13 protein-coding genes are annotated in these 16661 nt (G+C 44.1%); 1 reads left to right on the top strand and 12 read right to left on the bottom strand.

Annotated features, from left to right (window positions below; translation table 11 throughout):
- Nucleotides 1-13: 13 nt before the first annotated feature.
- The 4 genes from GGQ95_RS09975 to GGQ95_RS09960 all read right to left on the bottom strand — a co-directional run bounded on the left by GGQ95_RS09975 (nt 14) and on the right by GGQ95_RS09960 (nt 5910).
- Complete coding sequence (locus GGQ95_RS09975) at nt 14-1273, bottom strand: dihydrolipoamide acetyltransferase family protein (RefSeq protein WP_183186692.1); 1260 nt, start codon at nt 1271-1273, stop codon at nt 14-16.
- A 513-nt stretch (nt 1274-1786) separates the two neighbouring features.
- Complete coding sequence (locus tag GGQ95_RS09970; RefSeq protein WP_044741354.1) at nt 1787-2821, bottom strand: alpha-ketoacid dehydrogenase subunit beta; 1035 nt, start codon at nt 2819-2821, stop codon at nt 1787-1789.
- A 24-nt stretch (nt 2822-2845) separates the two neighbouring features.
- Nucleotides 2846-3841 (bottom strand): thiamine pyrophosphate-dependent dehydrogenase E1 component subunit alpha, encoded by a 996-nt coding sequence (locus tag GGQ95_RS09965; protein ID WP_066148430.1) that lies wholly within the window; start codon nt 3839-3841, stop codon nt 2846-2848.
- Between the two features lie 221 nt (nt 3842-4062).
- Complete coding sequence (locus GGQ95_RS09960) at nt 4063-5910, bottom strand: sigma-54-dependent Fis family transcriptional regulator (RefSeq protein ID WP_159719266.1); 1848 nt, start codon at nt 5908-5910, stop codon at nt 4063-4065.
- A 294-nt stretch (nt 5911-6204) separates the two neighbouring features.
- On the opposite strand from GGQ95_RS09960, the gene GGQ95_RS09955 reads away from it, so the two are divergent.
- Nucleotides 6205-6999, top strand: coding sequence for a VOC family protein (locus tag GGQ95_RS09955; protein WP_183186691.1), 795 nt, complete (start codon nt 6205-6207; stop codon nt 6997-6999).
- Nucleotides 7000-7082: 83 nt separating this feature from the next.
- On the opposite strand, the gene GGQ95_RS09950 is transcribed toward GGQ95_RS09955, so the two are convergent.
- The 8 genes from GGQ95_RS09950 to pruA all read right to left on the bottom strand — a co-directional run bounded on the left by GGQ95_RS09950 (nt 7083) and on the right by pruA (nt 16629).
- The gene (locus GGQ95_RS09950; protein WP_159719264.1) at nt 7083-9512 is read right to left on the bottom strand and encodes an ABC transporter permease; all 2430 of its coding nucleotides are present in this window, start codon (nt 9510-9512) and stop codon (nt 7083-7085) included.
- Nucleotides 9509-10186 carry an ABC transporter ATP-binding protein gene (locus GGQ95_RS09945; RefSeq protein ID WP_044741348.1) on the bottom strand — a complete coding sequence of 226 codons (678 nt, stop codon included), beginning with the start codon at nt 10184-10186 and terminating at the stop codon, nt 9509-9511. Before GGQ95_RS09945 ends, GGQ95_RS09950 begins: the two co-directional genes overlap by 4 nt.
- 510 nt (nt 10187-10696) lie before the next feature.
- Nucleotides 10697-11638, bottom strand: coding sequence for a hypothetical protein (locus tag GGQ95_RS09940; protein WP_244963672.1), 942 nt, complete (start codon nt 11636-11638; stop codon nt 10697-10699).
- Nucleotides 11616-12098, bottom strand: coding sequence for a hypothetical protein (locus GGQ95_RS09935; RefSeq protein ID WP_080859651.1), 483 nt, complete (start codon nt 12096-12098; stop codon nt 11616-11618). The genes GGQ95_RS09940 and GGQ95_RS09935 overlap by 23 nt, the downstream gene beginning before the upstream one ends.
- A 161-nt stretch (nt 12099-12259) precedes the next feature.
- Nucleotides 12260-12910 (bottom strand): response regulator, encoded by a 651-nt coding sequence (locus GGQ95_RS09930; protein ID WP_080859653.1) that lies wholly within the window; start codon nt 12908-12910, stop codon nt 12260-12262.
- Nucleotides 12911-13389: 479 nt separating this feature from the next.
- Nucleotides 13390-13542 (bottom strand): hypothetical protein, encoded by a 153-nt coding sequence (locus tag GGQ95_RS09925; protein ID WP_161491015.1) that lies wholly within the window; start codon nt 13540-13542, stop codon nt 13390-13392.
- 305 nt (nt 13543-13847) lie between these two features.
- On the bottom strand, nt 13848-14579 hold the full coding sequence (locus tag GGQ95_RS09920; protein ID WP_080859679.1) for an HI0074 family nucleotidyltransferase substrate-binding subunit: 732 nt from the start codon (nt 14577-14579) through the stop codon (nt 13848-13850).
- Nucleotides 14580-15081: 502 nt separating this feature from the next.
- Entirely contained in the window at nt 15082-16629 is a 1548-nt protein-coding gene (gene pruA, locus GGQ95_RS09915; RefSeq protein WP_183186690.1) for an L-glutamate gamma-semialdehyde dehydrogenase, read from the bottom strand.
- Nucleotides 16630-16661 lie beyond the last annotated feature (32 nt).

Genomic DNA, 16661 nt, shown 5'->3' with positions numbered 1-16661 from the left:
CGATCGGCAATGACTATGATAACCAAAGCAGCCGATACGGCGCTTCTAAATAAGTCTTCACGGTGCGGAGAAAATCGCTCGCTGGAGCTCCATCAATGATTTGGTGGTCAAACGTCAAGCTGAGTGGCAATCGTTTTCTGCGTTGAATGTCCTCCCCGATAAAAACAGGGACATCGGTTGCCGTCCCTACCCCAAGAATCCCTACCTCTGGAGGATTGAGCACCGGCGTAAAAAATTCGACTCCATAAGCACCAAGACTAGTAATGGTAAAGGTCGATCCTGTCATCTCTTCACTGTTTAAAGCCCCTTCACGCGCCTTTTTACTTAACGTCTTGATTTGCTGTGAAATTTCTCTTAAAGAAAGAGATTCGGCATGTTTGACGACGGGAACAATAAGGCCGTTTTCCAACGCAACGGCTATCCCTAAATGGACCGCATCATACGTTTGAATCTGTCCATTTTGATAATGGCTGTTTATTTGTTTATGTTGAAGCAACGATAAAACGACAGCACGGGCAATAAAGTCCGTGATCGTCAGTTTTCCGATCGCTTCATCCTGTCTCAGCTTTTCCTGCAGCTCCAACAAATGAGTGACATCCGCGTTCATATGAATGGTCAACTGCGCCGTTTGCTGCAGGCTAGCAAACATTCTTGAGGCAATGGTTTTACGCATGCCTGTCATCGGTTTGACCGTCACACCGCTTGGCTCAACTTCAACATTCGTTTGAGGCTTTAGCTGCTTTTCCGCAACAGAAGGGGCAGGAGCCTGTGCCATTTGTATGGCCTTTTCAATATCAGCTCTTGTTATCCTTCCCTTTGGGCCAGAACCGGAAATTTTGCTTAAATCAATCCCCGCTTCGCGAGCGAGCTTCCTCGCCGCAGGCGAGACACGGGCCATCATCTGCGGAGCGGGCTTCGTCTCTTCTGCCGCGATCGCTGTCGCCGCTTCCTGCCGTGCTGTTTGGCTTGCTGTGCTGATCACTTGTTCTTCTTTCTTGACAGCTTCTCTTCCTTCCGCTTCATGCATGCTTTCTCCTTCTTGACCGATATAGCCGATGGCTTGCCCTACTGCAACCGTTTCGTCTTGCGCCGCAATAATCTTCAATAGCACTCCATCCTGAGGGGCTTCAATATCTTTTTCGATTTTTTCCGAACTGATGACCGCAATCGACTCACCTTTTTTAATCGCGTCTCCTTCTTTTTTGAGCCACTCGACTACCGTTCCTTCTTCCATGCTCATTCCTAGCTTTGGCATAATAATTTCAACCGCCATGATTTCCCTCTCCTTTTCCGATGAATACAAGGAATGAAAAATGCTGCAATCAATGTAGGCAGCATGCGCCTGAGCGTCCATGTCGCCAGCCGCTCTTGTGAACCACCCGCCACGCCACCGTTTAGAGGAGGGCTTCAAGCGACTTGTGCGTGTTCGCTGAACGGTAAGCCCCACACAAGAACCCTTTACGCTTCCCTTCGTTCCGCAGGGGTCCGTTCGAACGATAGAGTATCCTATCCGTTGGCGGATCGCCGACCGAAATTCATCTCCCCCTACTCACTGGGCTGTCACCCTTCATGGTCCTCGAGGATGGGAGACTTCTTTTGGAAAGCTGTTAAATCGCTCATTATACTAGCGCCCTATATTCACTCTTATCTTTTTGAGAAAATGTCAGCTGCTGGACTCCAGCTGAAATGAATGACCTATTGATTCACGCTTTAAGAAAGAAAGGCGCATGCCAGCTGATTGAAATAAAACAAAGTTTTACTATGTCCCGCACGATTCGCGTCTGCTTCACACGGTTACAATCGTTTCATCGCCGATAATTTCAGCTGCTGCCCGCAACACTTTTTCCGGAGTTGGCAAATACAGGTCCTCCAATGCCGGCGAAAATGGAACCGGGCAATGCGGAGCGGTAATCATTTTGATCGGCGCGTCTAAATAATCAAATCCTTTATCGGCCACGAGCGCGGAAATATCCGTAGCAGCGCTGCAGCGCGGATTTGCTTCATCGATGACAATAAGCCGGCCCGTCTTCTCCACAGAAGCTAAAATCGTCTCCTCATCAAGCGGGGATAGCGTTCTTGGATCGACGACTTCTGTTTCAATTCCTCTCTCTTTTAATAATTCTGCCGCCTTTAACGCGGTATGCACCTGTTTTCCGATTGCGACAATCGTCAAATCGCTGCCTTGCCGTTTAATATCGGCCTTCCCAAGCGGAATCGTATAAAACTCCTCGTCTACTTCTCCTTTCATGTTATAAAGTGTTTTATCCTCAAAAAAGATCACGGGATCATCATCAAAAATCGAAGCGAGCAAGAGCCCTTTTGCGTCAGATGGAGTCGATGGCACAACCACCTTTAAACCTGGTATGTGGGTAAATAACGCATAAAGGCTTTGCGAATGCTGGGCCGCCGCCCGAAACCCTGCACCATGCATCGTCCGCACAGTGAGCGGCACCTTCGCCTTTCCGCCAAACATATAGCGCAGCTTTGCTCCCTGATTCATCACCTCGTCCAAACAACTGCCGATAAAGTCATTAAACATTAATTCAGCGATTGGCCGCATTCCAGTGGCCGCCGCCGTGACAGCCGCTCCCATATATCCCGCTTCAGCAATCGGCGTATCAAGTACTCGTTCTCTCCCAAACTCCTGCACAAGTCCTTTCGTGACTCCCATCACTCCTCCCCATGCTTCGTCATCCTGCAAATGGTCGACTGTCGCCCCGCCGGCGACATCCTCTCCGAGCAAAATGACATTCGGATCTTTTCGCATCGCCAGCTTCATCGCCTCATTGACCGCTTCTGAGAAAGAAATTTTTCTTGTCATCTTTCGCTCCCCCTCACTTTTTCATTAATAGGATACATATACATCCCGCAAAAGCTCCTCTTCGGTCGGAAACGGACTATTCTCCGCAAACTCGACAGCCTTCTCAATCGCTTCTGCCACATTTTGTTCGATATGCATTAGCTCCTGCTCAGAGACAAGCCCATTCGCCAGCAAATGCTTGCGGAATCTGACAATCGCATCAAGCTCCTGCAAATGCTTCTGCTTTTCTTCCGATGATTTGTATGTTTGCGCATCTCCCTCGAAATGTCCGTAGTTTCGATAAGTTTTACACTCAATCAGCGTCGGGCCTTGTCCGTTTCTTGCTCGCTCAATCGCCCTTTCCGCCGCTTCATAAACAGCGACCACATCCTTACCGTCCACAATTTCTCCCGGAATATTATAAGCAGCCGCACGATCGGCAATATTTTGGCAGCTGGAAGCATATTCAAAAGGAGTAGCTTCCGCGTATCCATTATTTTCGGCCACAAAAATGACCGGTAGCTTCCAAATCGCCGCAAGATTGATCCCTTCATGAAACGTTCCATGGTTGTTGGCGCCATCTCCGAAAAAGCAAACGGCCACTCCGCCCGTTTTCTTTAACTTCGCCGTCAATCCGGCACCAACAGCGAGAGGAAAGCCTCCTCCAACGATTCCATTGGCACCAAGCATTCCTTTTTCCACATCGGCAATATGCATCGATCCGCCTTTTCCTTTACATAGCCCTGTCGCCTTTCCATAAATTTCAGACATCATTCCATTTAAGTCACATTCCTTTGCAATGCAATGACCGTGCCCTCTGTGTGTGCTCGTAATATAGTCTTTTTCGCTTAAATGGGCGCAAATTCCGACTGCCACCGCCTCCTCGCCAGCATACAAATGAACAAAACCAGGCAAAACACCTTTGCTAAAAATTTCATGCACTTTGTCCTCAAACTGGCGAATTTCATTCATTTTTTGATACATCCACTTCGCTTTTTCTTGAGTGATGCTTTTCGTTTGTGATTTTGCGATTGTCATCATGCTCCCTCCTATTCGATTCATTTCACTTTTATATATTGCAAGTATCGTGCCAGCAAAAAAGCGCTTACAAAATCAATCCTTTTGCAAGCGCCTGATACACAAAAGCGACATTGTTTCTCATTTTGTTTCATACTGTATCATTTTGTTTCATTTTTGTTCATTGGCGAACCTTTTCCCTTTTGCGCAGAACGCGGAGAAACGGAACACTTTTCTAGGATGTTCTACATGAGCTGGTATTTTTTCAGTTTACGATAAAGGGTGCTTCGCGAAATATTAAGCGTAGCCGCTGCTTTGCTGACATTTCCGTTCGTGATCTGCAATACGTTCATCATTCGTTCTTTTTCGATCTTCTCTCTGTAAGATAGTGCTTGATTCTGCTCCGCTTTTTCTTTATTTTGATTCCAAGCTACAAGCATCGACTGAAGCTGAGAAACCGATGGGAGATGCGTCCCATATTCCACACGGATTCTTTCCAAAACATTCAACAGTTCGCGGATATTTCCAGGCCAGTGATAATTCATCAATAATTGCAGCAGCTGATCTGAAAAGGTTACCGTCCAATGGTGTTTTTGACAGTAATGCTCAATAAAAAAGGGAATATCTTCTTTTCTCTCTCTAAGCGGCGGTACATGAATGGGGTACACATAAATTCGGTAGAACAAATCCTCCCTAAGTTTTCCTTCCTGCACTAGCTTGTATAAGTCGCGATGAGTGGCCGTAATGATTCTCACATCAACCGGAATGGCTTTATCGCCCCCAATAGGTACCACCTCACGCTCTTGAAGCACCCTTAAAAGTGCTACTTGCATCTCTGGAGGGATCTCGCCCATTTCATCAAGAAACAAGGTTCCACCATTCGCCTGCACAAATTTCCCCTTATGTCCTGTCCGCTTGGCCCCTGTAAACGCTCCTTCTGCATAGCCAAACAATTCACTGCCAATCAGCTCTTTTGGAATGGCGCCGCAGTTGACCGCCACAAACGGTTTGTTTTTCCGGTTGCTATTTTGATGAATAAAGCGGGCGAGCATTTCCTTTCCGGTACCGGTTTCTCCCGTCATATAAACCGTGGTCTCTGTTTTTGCTGCTTTTTCGCAGCTTTGCAAAACATGGGCAAACACCTCGCTTTCTCCCGCAACACCATCAAAATGAAAGGATGGCGCAGAGAAGTAAAAGGTTTGTGGATAAACGGCGGTTCTCTGAAGCGTCACCTCATAGCCGATCAACTCACCATCAACGGCAGAGTGAATCGGTTTTTTTGTTTGAATTCTCCATTTTTGTTCACAAAGGGATTCCAGTGGCTGATCGGTTAAATTAGGCAAGAAAGCGCGCAACCCATGGTTCATCCATACCGTTTTTTCATGACAGTCGCAGATGACAACCGGAGAATGAGGATTGGGAATGTGATGTGTATACTTAAATAGTTCTAATAGATCTTCTTTCTTTTGTAGCTGAAATCGCTGTTCGATGGTATAAGCGGCGGCAACAACAGTGGCTAAAGCATGGTCTTGAAGCAGAGAGCTGTTGATGGGGCAAGAAAGATCAATCGCTCCAACTAATTCTTTCTTTTCATTATAGATAGGCGTAGCTGAACATATCCATTGCTGGGAAGCGACTGAGTAGTGCTCATCGCCGACAACGGTGATCGGCTCCTGAATTCTTAGCGCTGTGCCAATCGCATTTGTTCCAACCTCATCCTCGGTCCATTTCACTCCTTCTGTAAAACGAATCGCTTTAGCTTTCTTGATCGCTTGCTGATGTCCATTCGCGTATAAAACATATCCATCGCGATCAATTAACAACAAAAGCGATTTTGTCTCCTGAATCAGCTTCTGTAGCTTTTCTAAAACAGGAACTGCCAGCTGCAGCAATCGCCGATTTTTTTGCTTCCGCTCCAGCAATAAAGGCGGTTCCAGCACAACTTTCCCCTTTCCATCGTATGGATTAACATTATAGCGGCGGCAAAGCTGCCATGATTCTTCAATTCTGTGATGGATTCTTCCTTGATCCAATATTCCTTCTCGTATAAAACGCTGCCAAACCTCCCTTTTGGATAGATCTACCATACCCATCCTATGCCCTCCTCTCTATCGGATTCATACTATACTACATTCGCTTTTGTTAAAAAAATTCCTCTTTGTGAACCCTTTCTACCTTTCTATGCGAATGGCCAATCCGCCGAGACGCCAGCGAAGTATAGAAAAGGGGGTATTGGCGCTTTTTCCTTCTTATTTTTATAATAAATACAAGCTGATTTCATCATGCAGCCACATGACCAAAGCATCACTTCGGCGATCATCAAACAGCCATATTGAAACATGCCGCAATCAACCGTTTCTATGGATATATGAAAAGGAGAGAGACCCATGCAAGTGACCTTTGACCATCTTGTTCATCTAACAGCATCCCCCAGAGAAGCGAAAGCTGCTTTTGCACAAATGGGCTTCCACGCCGTACAGGGCGGTATTCATCACGATTGGGGAACGTATAATTGCCTATGCTATTTCCGTGACTTGCGCTACATTGAATGGATTGGCTTTATGGACCTTAACAAAGCGAAAAAGTCTGATAATAGACTGATCCAGCAAATCGTCACAGACTCCGCCCAAGGGGCCGGCTTTTCACAAATCGCCTTTCGCACAAATGACATCCATGCCATCATGAACCATATTTCTGAAAAAGGATTAACCCCCATTGGCCCATTTGCCGGAAACCGGCAACGAGAAGACGGGACCGTGCTCAGCTGGTCGATGCTGTTTATTAGAGATGAGTCCCATCGCACATACCGCTATCCATTTTTTATTCAATGGGGGCAACAAGACAGCATACGGAAGCAGGAAATGAAACAGCTGATGCAGCATCATCATGGACAGCCAACCCTTTCCTATATCGGCATTCAAGCGGACCACCTCGACGAGTCGGTCCAAAAATATTGCCACTTATTTGATATTCCTTCTTCTTTAGTCCGCTATCATGCTGACCGATTTGGCTCTTATGCGGAGATTCCCGCTGGCCATATCAAGATGCGTTTTTATGAATCTGCGAAGCTTTCATCCGGAAGGGCTCTATATATCAATCGCCCTTTTTTATGCGGAATCACGGGAATGCCACAAAATCAAACGATCTTGCTCGAACAAGCGATTTACGATTTTTCTGTCTGAGAGGCAGGCAACCGGCATAGGGCAAACAACCCAAAACCCATTCCCTCTCCAGGCAAAGCTGGAGAGGGAAGATACCATTTAGGCTAAACCGCATCAAAATGGCGCGTCCATACGATAACCGCGATCATGATCGCCAAGATCACAAACGAACTGCTTAATCCCATCACGCTCCACATAAAGGAAACATGAAGCAAATAAAGGGCAAGGCTGGCAAAAGCCAATCCGAGAATGATGGCAGAAAGAGCCCAAACCGCTATTTCCTTTGCAAAATGCCAGAGCCTCGTTCTTCTTGTCCAACCGATCATCTCATACATTTGAAACTCGCTTTTTCGTTCGCTCAATAGCGTATGAACCCCTTCGCTCACACCGATGGCGGCAAGGCCAGTTGACGATAAAATGATCGAGATTTGCACCCAAAAGGTCGCATTTCTTATATACTCCCCTAAGGCGGTCTCTGCCGTCTCCTGCAGGGCAGCGGTCAACGCGGCGATCTGTACAGCCAGCAACACGGCGGCAAGCGATAAAATCCCCATCATCGGAACAATCCAGCGCCGATAATAACGAATGGAAGAAAAACGGCGATAAGCGATCGTTCGCTCCTTTCGTTCTTCTTTTCTGTGAAGCAAAAATGTCACAAGCACTATGGAAAACATCCACAAACCAGCGGCCACCCCATATAGCGGCAGGGCGGCATCCAAACCATATAAAATGCTAAAAGACGCCGCTAAGGCAACCGTCATAAGCAAATATTGCTCTATGGCATTTCGCTTGCGAATCTGTCCTTCTCGCCAACCAAGGAGAGTTAGATATTCATTTTCAAGAGCCAGCAGATTTTTTTCAAAAACGAGTCTCATAGCGAGCCAAAGCAGGGCAAAGCAAGAAAACAAAAATGTGGTTACAAGACTCATATCATTCCATGTATGTGTCAGCCGTTGGGCGACTCCTAACGTTGTCCACGGCTCCTTGACTTTGCCGATCCCCTCGACATCAAGCGTCATTTCCTTAAACGAAGCGCCGGCTACGACATCTACCTCATATCCCTGCTTCAACAACTTAGCGGCCACCTGTTCAATTTTCCGGCGGGCTGCCTCATCATACTTTTTAATTCCAGCAATTCGAACGCGAATGGCATCAATCGGTTTCTTTCCTTTGATCAGTTCAGCCGCTTCCAACGTCGTCACACCGCTGGCGGGCGCTGGAATGAAACTTCCGGGTACTGTTGTCGGCGTTAATGTGCGGCCCTCTTCGGTTGTTGCCTCCATCCCTCCATAAATGCCCAGAGGGCTTGAAGCAAGCTTGTTGCTGGGCTCTTTTTTCGGAGAAAACGTGCCTACCTGTTCAATAATAAAAGGGAGTTTCGTTGCAGTCGCCATCGAGACGCCCCGTTTTTCTACCTGCTTATAAGACGGCGGCTCACCAGGCTGTACGATATGGATGGTCGGAATGGAATCAAGATGCTGATAAACAATTTTAGAGGCGACATAATAAACGGACGTATCGCCGCCAATTGAATATCTTTGCGCAACATTTAACTGCCACTGGTCATTAAGAATCAGCGCCGTACCATCAAACGGCTTTTGAAACTTCGATAAATCTAAATCGATCGTTTTCGATTGCACGACTCTCTCCTTTTTCAGTTCCTTTAAAACCTCGGCGATTTTCTCCGGGCTTGCACTCATCATCCATTGCCCTTGCTGCAAATGGAGGCTGCGAAGATACTTCTCGATGCTTACCTCAAGCGTATCCACTTGCAGGCGAAGAAAAACGGGGATATTCAAATCATCACGCTGAAGCACCTTTACAACAGGGGGATTCCCGTAATTTTCAAGCGTCATTTTTAGCATCATCGCTTTTGGATCCTGAGGGCGATCCAGTTCCAGCGGTTCTTCTAATTTGGAAAAGTCAATGCCGGTTAACTGCTGTTCGCTTTCCGGGTCAATGGCGACCAAAAGGTAATAATTCTCCGGCATCTCAATCATCATGGCTGCGCTTCCAAAACGCTGTGCTGTGGTAACATACTGAGTCGTTCCAGGATCGAGCTGTTCAAAATAGACAAATGTTCCCGAAGAACCGAGCGGATAGTTTTTATATCCGTCTGATGTATAAAATTGATAGGTGAATCTCGACGGATTTTCCAAAAAAGGGAGCTCTAGGGAAAACTGCTTGCCGCGAAAGTAGCCTAATGAAGCAACAGGAGCAGCCGCTTCAATCAGCGGATCGGCTTTGATCCGCTTCCACTCGGCGATGGAAAAGCCGCCCTTTCCATCGCCAATATAGTTTTCCTCGACGACGCCAAGCGTTTTTTCCACTTGCGTTCTTGATGAGGCAGGACGAACTAATAGATCATATGTACCCCTTCCATATTTCTCAATGCTGCTGTCGACCGTTGATTTCGCTTCTTTCGCTTGGAAAAGGCCGAACGGAATCAGCGTATAGACGCTGATAAGAGCGGCCAGCATCGTCATTGTTGCCATTTTCCGGTGAACGAGACGACGCCAAACGATCCGGATCATACATTCACCTCATTTGGCAGAAGAAGCCCATCTTTTAATAAATAAATGCAATTAGAGTGGGCCGCCACTTCCATATCATGGGTCACTAAAATCATCGTTTTTCCTTGCTGGTTGAAGGAACGCAAAATCTCAATCATATGATCGCGATTCTCCCGATCTAAATTCCCTGTCGGCTCATCGCAAACCAATACGTCCGGATCGGCAATGAGCGCACGCGCAAAGGCAACGCGCTGCTTTTCTCCTCCGGATAAGTCATTCGGCAGCCGGGAAAATAACGGCTCTTGAATGCCGAGCGATAGCAACAGCATTTTCGCTTTTTCATATAATTCCTGTTTCTTTTTATCATAATATAAAGGGAGGATCACATTGTCTAAAACCGAATAATACGGCAATAATTTAAAATCTTGAAATACAAACCCAATATGACGTCGGCGGAAATCGCTTTTTTCTCGTTCGCCCATTCGATAGAGATCGAGATCCCGGTAATAAACAGTCCCTGTATCCGGTTTTAATAAGCCCGTCATAATTTTTAATAAAGTCGATTTCCCTGATCCGGACGGACCGACAATCGACACCCAGCTCCCTTGCTGAATCACTAGATCAACATGATTTAAAATTTTGATTTTGCTAGAATGGTGCTTAAATGATTGGCTGATATTTTCTAATCGAATCATCTTTTCCCTCCTTCTCCTTAGCTAAAAACGAGGCTGTATATCACAGATTACACTGATCGCCCATTCACCAATAAGGATGCATATAACATTCATATGTCCTTCTAACAGCCGTAGGCCGTCAAGACGATTCGATCTTTAAGGCTTAAACATACTCTCTAGGCATGCGCGACTTTTTTCTATTATACTTCTCTTTCTGTTTGCCTCTACCGCCAACCTGTGGCGGAACTCCGCCACTAAATGGCGGGCTTAAAAAGAAAACGCCTCACCGCGGGGCATTTTCACTGTTTTTATAAATTCCTAACATACGGATATAAATATTTCCGAATAGATAAATCAAAATAAAATTCCTGATACATAACAATCAAACCTCTTTGTCATTGCAAAGAGGCCCGTATGTTTTAATACATTATTTTTGATTCAATGTGTATTCATTTAAGTTAAAAAATTATATCTTAATGATCTACCTCTATTTCATTAATTTTTTATAATAATTTTAATGAAACATAATCATCAAAAAATCGAGAACAAATTGACATCTAAATTTTTATTAATTTCAATATTTTTCGTTTTTATTGATTCCTTAATGATACCTGAGGAATCAAAAACTTCCATTTGTATCATTATTCCAGTTTTTGGATCTATATTTAATTTGAAAGTTTTTGCGTTATATCGTTTTGAATATTCGCTATTGAGTTTACCTTCTATTACTATTGTCTTAATTCCTGCTATAATTTCCTGTCCTGTGATATCCCATAGTGTACTATCTACTAAGAATCCCATTGCTATATCTTCTGGAAATAAAGAAGTCTTCGCTATCCCCATATAGGATGGATCTACTCTGTGTATATAGGCTTTTTCTCCATCTACTGTAGTAATCCGTTCATGAATACTCGTGTTTTTTAAATAATTACGCTCCTTTTCACTCACTTTTCCTACTTTTACGATAGTTTTTATAGGAACATTGCTCTTAGTAACACTATTCGTTTGATGATCGCTAGAACCACTATTGTAGTTAATCAAATTTTCTCCATCATATATACTCACTTCATAGCCCAACTCAGTCGCATTAACTATACCATTATTATTTTCCTTACCCAGTCCATACACTTTTTCATAAGATTGTGGGCTATCAGAAAGATTTGTTTGATAATCTACACTGATATAAAAATCACCTGATTCACTAAAATATTCAAACGATCCTTTTGCTGTTTTATAATGGTCAATAGAATTTAACATTAAGGTTTGAATTTTAGTTTTTTGTTCATTTGTATTTTGAACTTTTACTTTTTGGATATTTTCACTTGCCTGAGCCACGTTTTCTCTTTTCCCAGTAAAATCCATACCATTAGATATTACAAGTGAAATGGCTAATATCACACCAGTAACTCCAGCAACCAAAAATTCTTTTTTCAAAGTATTCACCCCCAAATTAATAAGTAATTTTTGTAGCATCTGCTCCCACATTTCCTACCTTGGTAGTTAAAGATGTGTTAATTACAATCATATGATTCCACTCTTTATTAGTTTTTAGAAAATTCCAGCCTCCGGGTGCTGTATTTTGATTAATATAGACAATACCACCAAGCTCATCTATTTGATAAGCTGTTCTTGGATTTGTAAAATCTTTATTGTTTAAATAGACATAATGAGCGGCATTTTTATCGTGTGCATAAAATCTCCAAATATAGGCATAATCAGGATCAAAGCCATTAACGGTCGCTGAAACGATCCGATAATCATTGTAGTATCCAGAACCTGTCTTGTAGATCCAATTTCCCTTTTGTTCAGAGAATCCAGGAGCGTTGCTTAAAGCATCATTATCCACAATATCAGTAGTTGCAAAAGTATTAGTTGAGAAGAAAGCCAACCCTGTAACTAGCGAAAAAATAGATAAATAACCCTTTTTGAACATAAAAATCCCCCCATCTGTCTGATTTTTATACTATAAATATAAATCAAAACTATCACTTTTTCACCGCCAACCTGTGGCGGAACCCCGCCATTTTTTGGCGGAAGCCCGCCACAGGTTGGCGGGTTTAAAAAAGAAAACGCCTCACCGGTTGGAAAGAGGCGTTAATTTTCCATGTGAATCGCGGGGATCAGCCCTAGCCTTCTAGCTTTTTCCACCGCTTCGATCCTTGAAGAGACTTGCAGTTTGGCAAAAATACGGGATAGCTGCCGTTCGATGCTGCGTTGGCTGATATGACATTTTTTTGCAATCTCCTTATTGCCTAAGCCATTGGCAACTTCCATTAATATTTCCTGCTCAAGGGGGCTCAGTGCGACCGGTTCGCCTTCTTGCGTTCGGTCCTTCACCTCAGAAAGCTGCATCCGGCGCAACAAATGCACAGGAACCACCGCTTCGTTCCTTAATGCGCAACGAATCGCTGTGATTAATTGCTCGCTTGTCGCCGTTTTACTGACAAAGCCGGTGATACCTGATTCGATCAAGTAATGAAAAAAAGGCGCAATGTCATATCCGGTATACATAACAATTTTCGCATCTGGTTGTTTTTGCAGAATTCGCTTACCTAATTCGACTCCACTTATCCCCGGCATCTGCCAATCCAGCAAATATGCATCATAGGTGTACCTTTCTATGATTGGTTCCACATCTTTTCCAGATGTTACAAGCTCCACATGAAAGTCTGATTCATTTTCCAGTACTTTCTTTGTCCCCTCACCAACAAGCCGATGGTCATCGACAACCAAAATATGAATCATCTTAGCCTCTTCTCCCCCTTTCCAGATTTACAGCGCAAGGATGATTCCTTTTGAAATGCGGTATGCCAAGCTTGGCATGTGGTCTTTGATACCACCGATCCACCTCTTATCAGCCATCGGGCAAAAGCGCAGGCAATGCGCGATTGATTTCTTCCGTCATTTGTCTCACATATTCATATAAACGCTTTCATCTCCCCTCCTTATTTTGTCCCCCCACATATCTACACAAATATTTACAATTAACCAAAATTCGACAAAACCAGTAAATTTCCTTCCACTGATGTAAATAAATTTATTACTAAAAAAGGAAACCATTTTGTATCAACAGTGATCTTCGGACATTTAAAGTGTCTAAAACTAGTTCTACTTACACAAAGCAAAAGAAGGGAAAAAGCGGCTTTGTACATCACTTGAAGGGGATAAACGCGGGAATGTAGCATAATGAAAAACCTCCCTGCCTAGGCAGAGAGGGATTTTCATTAAAACATTTCCGATACCGTTTTTGCTTGCACGTGAAGAATCAAGTAGTCAGGGCCGCCTGATTTTGGATCTGTTCCTGACATGCTGAAGCCGCCAAATGGCTGATAGCCGACCATCGTTCCTCTATTTAGAAAAATTCTGTCCATAAACAAAAAGCGTTTTTTCCAAGCTGGCTTTATTCAGTCGGGAAGTCTCGCGTTTCTGAATCTTGTACAGCTTGATGAAAGCGGGAGATGAATCGACTTCGGACAAGGACAAGCGTTGTCTGTTCCATGATCCGACTCTATCATAAAATAAATCGATGCTGTTCTTTGATCACTGGATTGAGAGATTGATGGAGAAATCAAATGAGAAAACCAAACGGAGCCTTCCATACGTAAAATATCCAAGGTACAAAAAAGAACTCCGAATCGTCGGACATCTAGGGTGGGAAAACCTGTGGGGACAACATATCGCGTTATTTCTCTAACTCCTCCACTCGCTTTTTCATTTCCATCAATAACCGATCAAATAGATAAACGTATCTCTGGCGAATGTGTTCATAAATTTCCATCGCTATTTGCTCATCATACGTGTGTGATGTTCTGTTTCTGTCTTCCAGCATTTGAATCCACGTTTCTCCGTCTTGAATGAGTCCTTCTTTAAACGCTTCCTTTATCGTCTTTCGCGGGCTTGTTACTTCGTTGTTTCCGTTGTATTCCAAATAACTTTTCATCCATTTCCATGCCAGATCATATGTAAATTCAAACCGCTGAATCGTCGCATCAAGAACAAGGTCGTCTTTCGTGACATCACGCCCGACGCTTTGATGAAGTTTATATAACGCCTTCTCAAAATCAGAAAGCTTATCTATGATTTTATTCATCGTCACAACTATCTCCCCCCGATCATTCGTTAAAAAGATCGTTTTCCCTTCTTGATCAATATACGATTTGAGTTTTCCGTTACTTATTTTGTCATAATCGATCACATCTACTGTATAAATTATATTGACTTCAGCCAAATCGTCTTGAATGCGATATAGCTGCTCGTTGTTTTTTCTAAATTTAATCGCAATATCAATATCCGATGTTTCTTTATAATCACCTCGTGCCCGCGAACCAAACAAAATGATTTTTTCAATAATGTCCGCATAGCTTTGGAAGAAATGAAGAAGCTGATAAAATGTTTTTCTCTTTAATCCATACATATTTACACTCAAGATCACCGCGCCTCCTAATGATTTTCTTCAAATATCCAAACCTGAACACGAAATCATGATGAGAATTTAGGAGCTATTCCAAAAGTCTTCATATTTCCGCCCCCCAATTTAATGTTTGTTACCTAACCACACTCTTTATTCATTGTTAGAATACTTCATCTGGCTCCAAAGCCCCTTACTGGATATATCAGAGGTATGTCTTCATAAGTGAGGAGCTAAGTCCTTATCCATTTTATGCTCTGTAAAATGAAACCCACTCTTTTTCCAGTCTGGCTTTACACCTCTCCCCATAACACGAGGGTTTCTTTATGTTACCAAGTATATGAGGCTCTTCAAAGAAACGTAAGTATAACAACAATATTTTTACCATTTGGACAGAGGAATTTTAGAAAAATCCACCTCAGTCGCCGTTTGGACAGAGGTGGATTTTTTGCGCATCGACAAATTCACTAGACCCCCTCCCAGCATTCGCCAAGAGGGGGTTTTTACTTTAAAACATTTCCGATACCGTTTTTGCTTGCATATGAAGAATCAAGTAGTCAGGGCCGCCTGCTTTTGAGTCTGTTCCTGACATGTTGAAGCCGCCAAATGGCTGATAACCGACAATCGCGCCTGTGCATCCGCGGTTGAAGTAAAGGTTACCGACATGGAATTCTTCGCGCGCTTTGTCAAGGTTAAAGCGGTTTTTCGAAATGACCGCTCCCGTTAAGCCGTATTCGGTGTTATTGGCAATTTCAAGCGCATGATCGAAATCTTTCGCTTTTGTGAAAGCCACAACTGGGCCGAAGATTTCTTCTTGCATTAAGCGCGCTTTTGGATCGACATCGGCGAATACTGTTGGCTGAATGAAGAAGCCTTTTGAGTCATCTCCTTCGCCGCCTGTCATCAGCTTGCCTTCTTGTTTGCCGATTTCAATGTATTCCATAATTTTATTGTAAGCAGATTGGTCGATCACAGGGCCCATGAACGTGCTTTGTTCTTCTGGATTGCCGACTTTCAACTGCTTTGTTAGCTCGACGACGCGATTTAATACTTGATCGTATACCTCTTCAAGAACAACCGCACGAGAGCAAGCGGAGCATTTTTGTCCTGAGAAGCCAAAGGCAGAGGCAACAATCGATTGAGCTGCCAATTCTAAGTCAGCTTCTTTGTCGACCACGATTGTATCTTTTCCGCCCATTTCCGCGATGACGCGTTTGAGCCAAATTTGGCCTGGATGTACTTTCGCTGCGCGCTCGTAAATGCGGATGCCGACATCACGAGAGCCTGTGAAGCTGATAAAGCGAGTGCGCGGATGGTCCACTAAGTAGTCGCCGACTTCTGCGCCGCTTCCCGGGATATAGTTCAATACGCCGGCTGGAAGACCTGCTTCCTCCAACACTTCCACAAATTTATAAGCGACAATAGGCGTTGTGCTCGCTGGTTTTAAAAGAACGGTATTGCCCGTAACAAGAGCAGCTACTGTTGTTCCCGCCATGATCGCAAACGGGAAGTTCCAAGGCGAAATCACCACACCGACGCCAAGCGGAATATAGAAGAAACGATTCGACTCACCTGGACGGCTTTCTACCGGAATGCCCTCTTTCAGCTTTAACATTTGACGAGCATAATACTCCATAAAATCAATCGCTTCTGCTGTGTCCGCATCCGCTTCTCTCCAAGGTTTTCCGGCTTCCTTCACAAGCAATGCGGAAAACTCATGCTTGCGGCGACGCACAATCGCAGCAGCACGGAACAAAATATCAGCGCGCATTTCCGGTTTTGTTTTGCTCCACCATTTGAATGCGGCATCTGCTGCTTGCATAGCCTTTTCAGCTAACTCTTTATTCGCTTTTGATACGCGACCAATTACTTCTTCTTTATTAGCTGGGTTGATTGAAACGATCTTATCTTCCGTCGTCACCCGTTCTCCGCCAATCACTAACGGGTGGTCTTGGCCAAGATACGCTTGTACTTGTTGTAAACCGGCTTCAAAAGCCTGTTTATTTGCTTCCACTGTGAAATCTGTGAATGGTTCATGTCTATAAGGTTGTACCATACTTGTGCCCCCTTTGCCGAAATTAAACGTTT

The sequence above is a fragment of the Anoxybacteroides rupiense genome (genome assembly GCF_014196195.1).
Lineage (GTDB): Bacteria > Bacillota > Bacilli > Bacillales > Anoxybacillaceae > Anoxybacteroides > Anoxybacteroides rupiense.
This window is presented reverse-complemented; position numbering and strand designations above follow the sequence as displayed.

What these genes read in the sequence shown, in the direction of transcription:
- GGQ95_RS09975 (WP_183186692.1), bottom strand. Translation starts at nt 1,273, where the DNA reads ATGGCGGTTGAAATTATTATGCCAAAGCTAGGAATGAGCATGGAAGAA.
- GGQ95_RS09970 (WP_044741354.1), bottom strand. Translation starts at nt 2,821, where the DNA reads ATGACAAGAAAAATTTCTTTCTCAGAAGCGGTCAATGAGGCGATGAAG.
- GGQ95_RS09965 (WP_066148430.1), bottom strand. Translation starts at nt 3,841, where the DNA reads ATGATGACAATCGCAAAATCACAAACGAAAAGCATCACTCAAGAAAAA.
- GGQ95_RS09960 (WP_159719266.1), bottom strand. Translation starts at nt 5,910, where the DNA reads ATGGGTATGGTAGATCTATCCAAAAGGGAGGTTTGGCAGCGTTTTATA.
- GGQ95_RS09955 (WP_183186691.1), top strand. Translation starts at nt 6,205, where the DNA reads ATGCAAGTGACCTTTGACCATCTTGTTCATCTAACAGCATCCCCCAGA.
- GGQ95_RS09950 (WP_159719264.1), bottom strand. Translation starts at nt 9,512, where the DNA reads ATGATCCGGATCGTTTGGCGTCGTCTCGTTCACCGGAAAATGGCAACA.
- GGQ95_RS09945 (WP_044741348.1), bottom strand. Translation starts at nt 10,186, where the DNA reads ATGATTCGATTAGAAAATATCAGCCAATCATTTAAGCACCATTCTAGC.
- GGQ95_RS09940 (WP_244963672.1), bottom strand. Translation starts at nt 11,638, where the DNA reads ATGCTACAAAAATTACTTATTAATTTGGGGGTGAATACTTTGAAAAAA.
- GGQ95_RS09935 (WP_080859651.1), bottom strand. Translation starts at nt 12,098, where the DNA reads ATGTTCAAAAAGGGTTATTTATCTATTTTTTCGCTAGTTACAGGGTTG.
- GGQ95_RS09930 (WP_080859653.1), bottom strand. Translation starts at nt 12,910, where the DNA reads ATGATTCATATTTTGGTTGTCGATGACCATCGGCTTGTTGGTGAGGGG.
- GGQ95_RS09920 (WP_080859679.1), bottom strand. Translation starts at nt 14,579, where the DNA reads ATGTATGGATTAAAGAGAAAAACATTTTATCAGCTTCTTCATTTCTTC.
- pruA (WP_183186690.1), bottom strand. Translation starts at nt 16,629, where the DNA reads ATGGTACAACCTTATAGACATGAACCATTCACAGATTTCACAGTGGAA.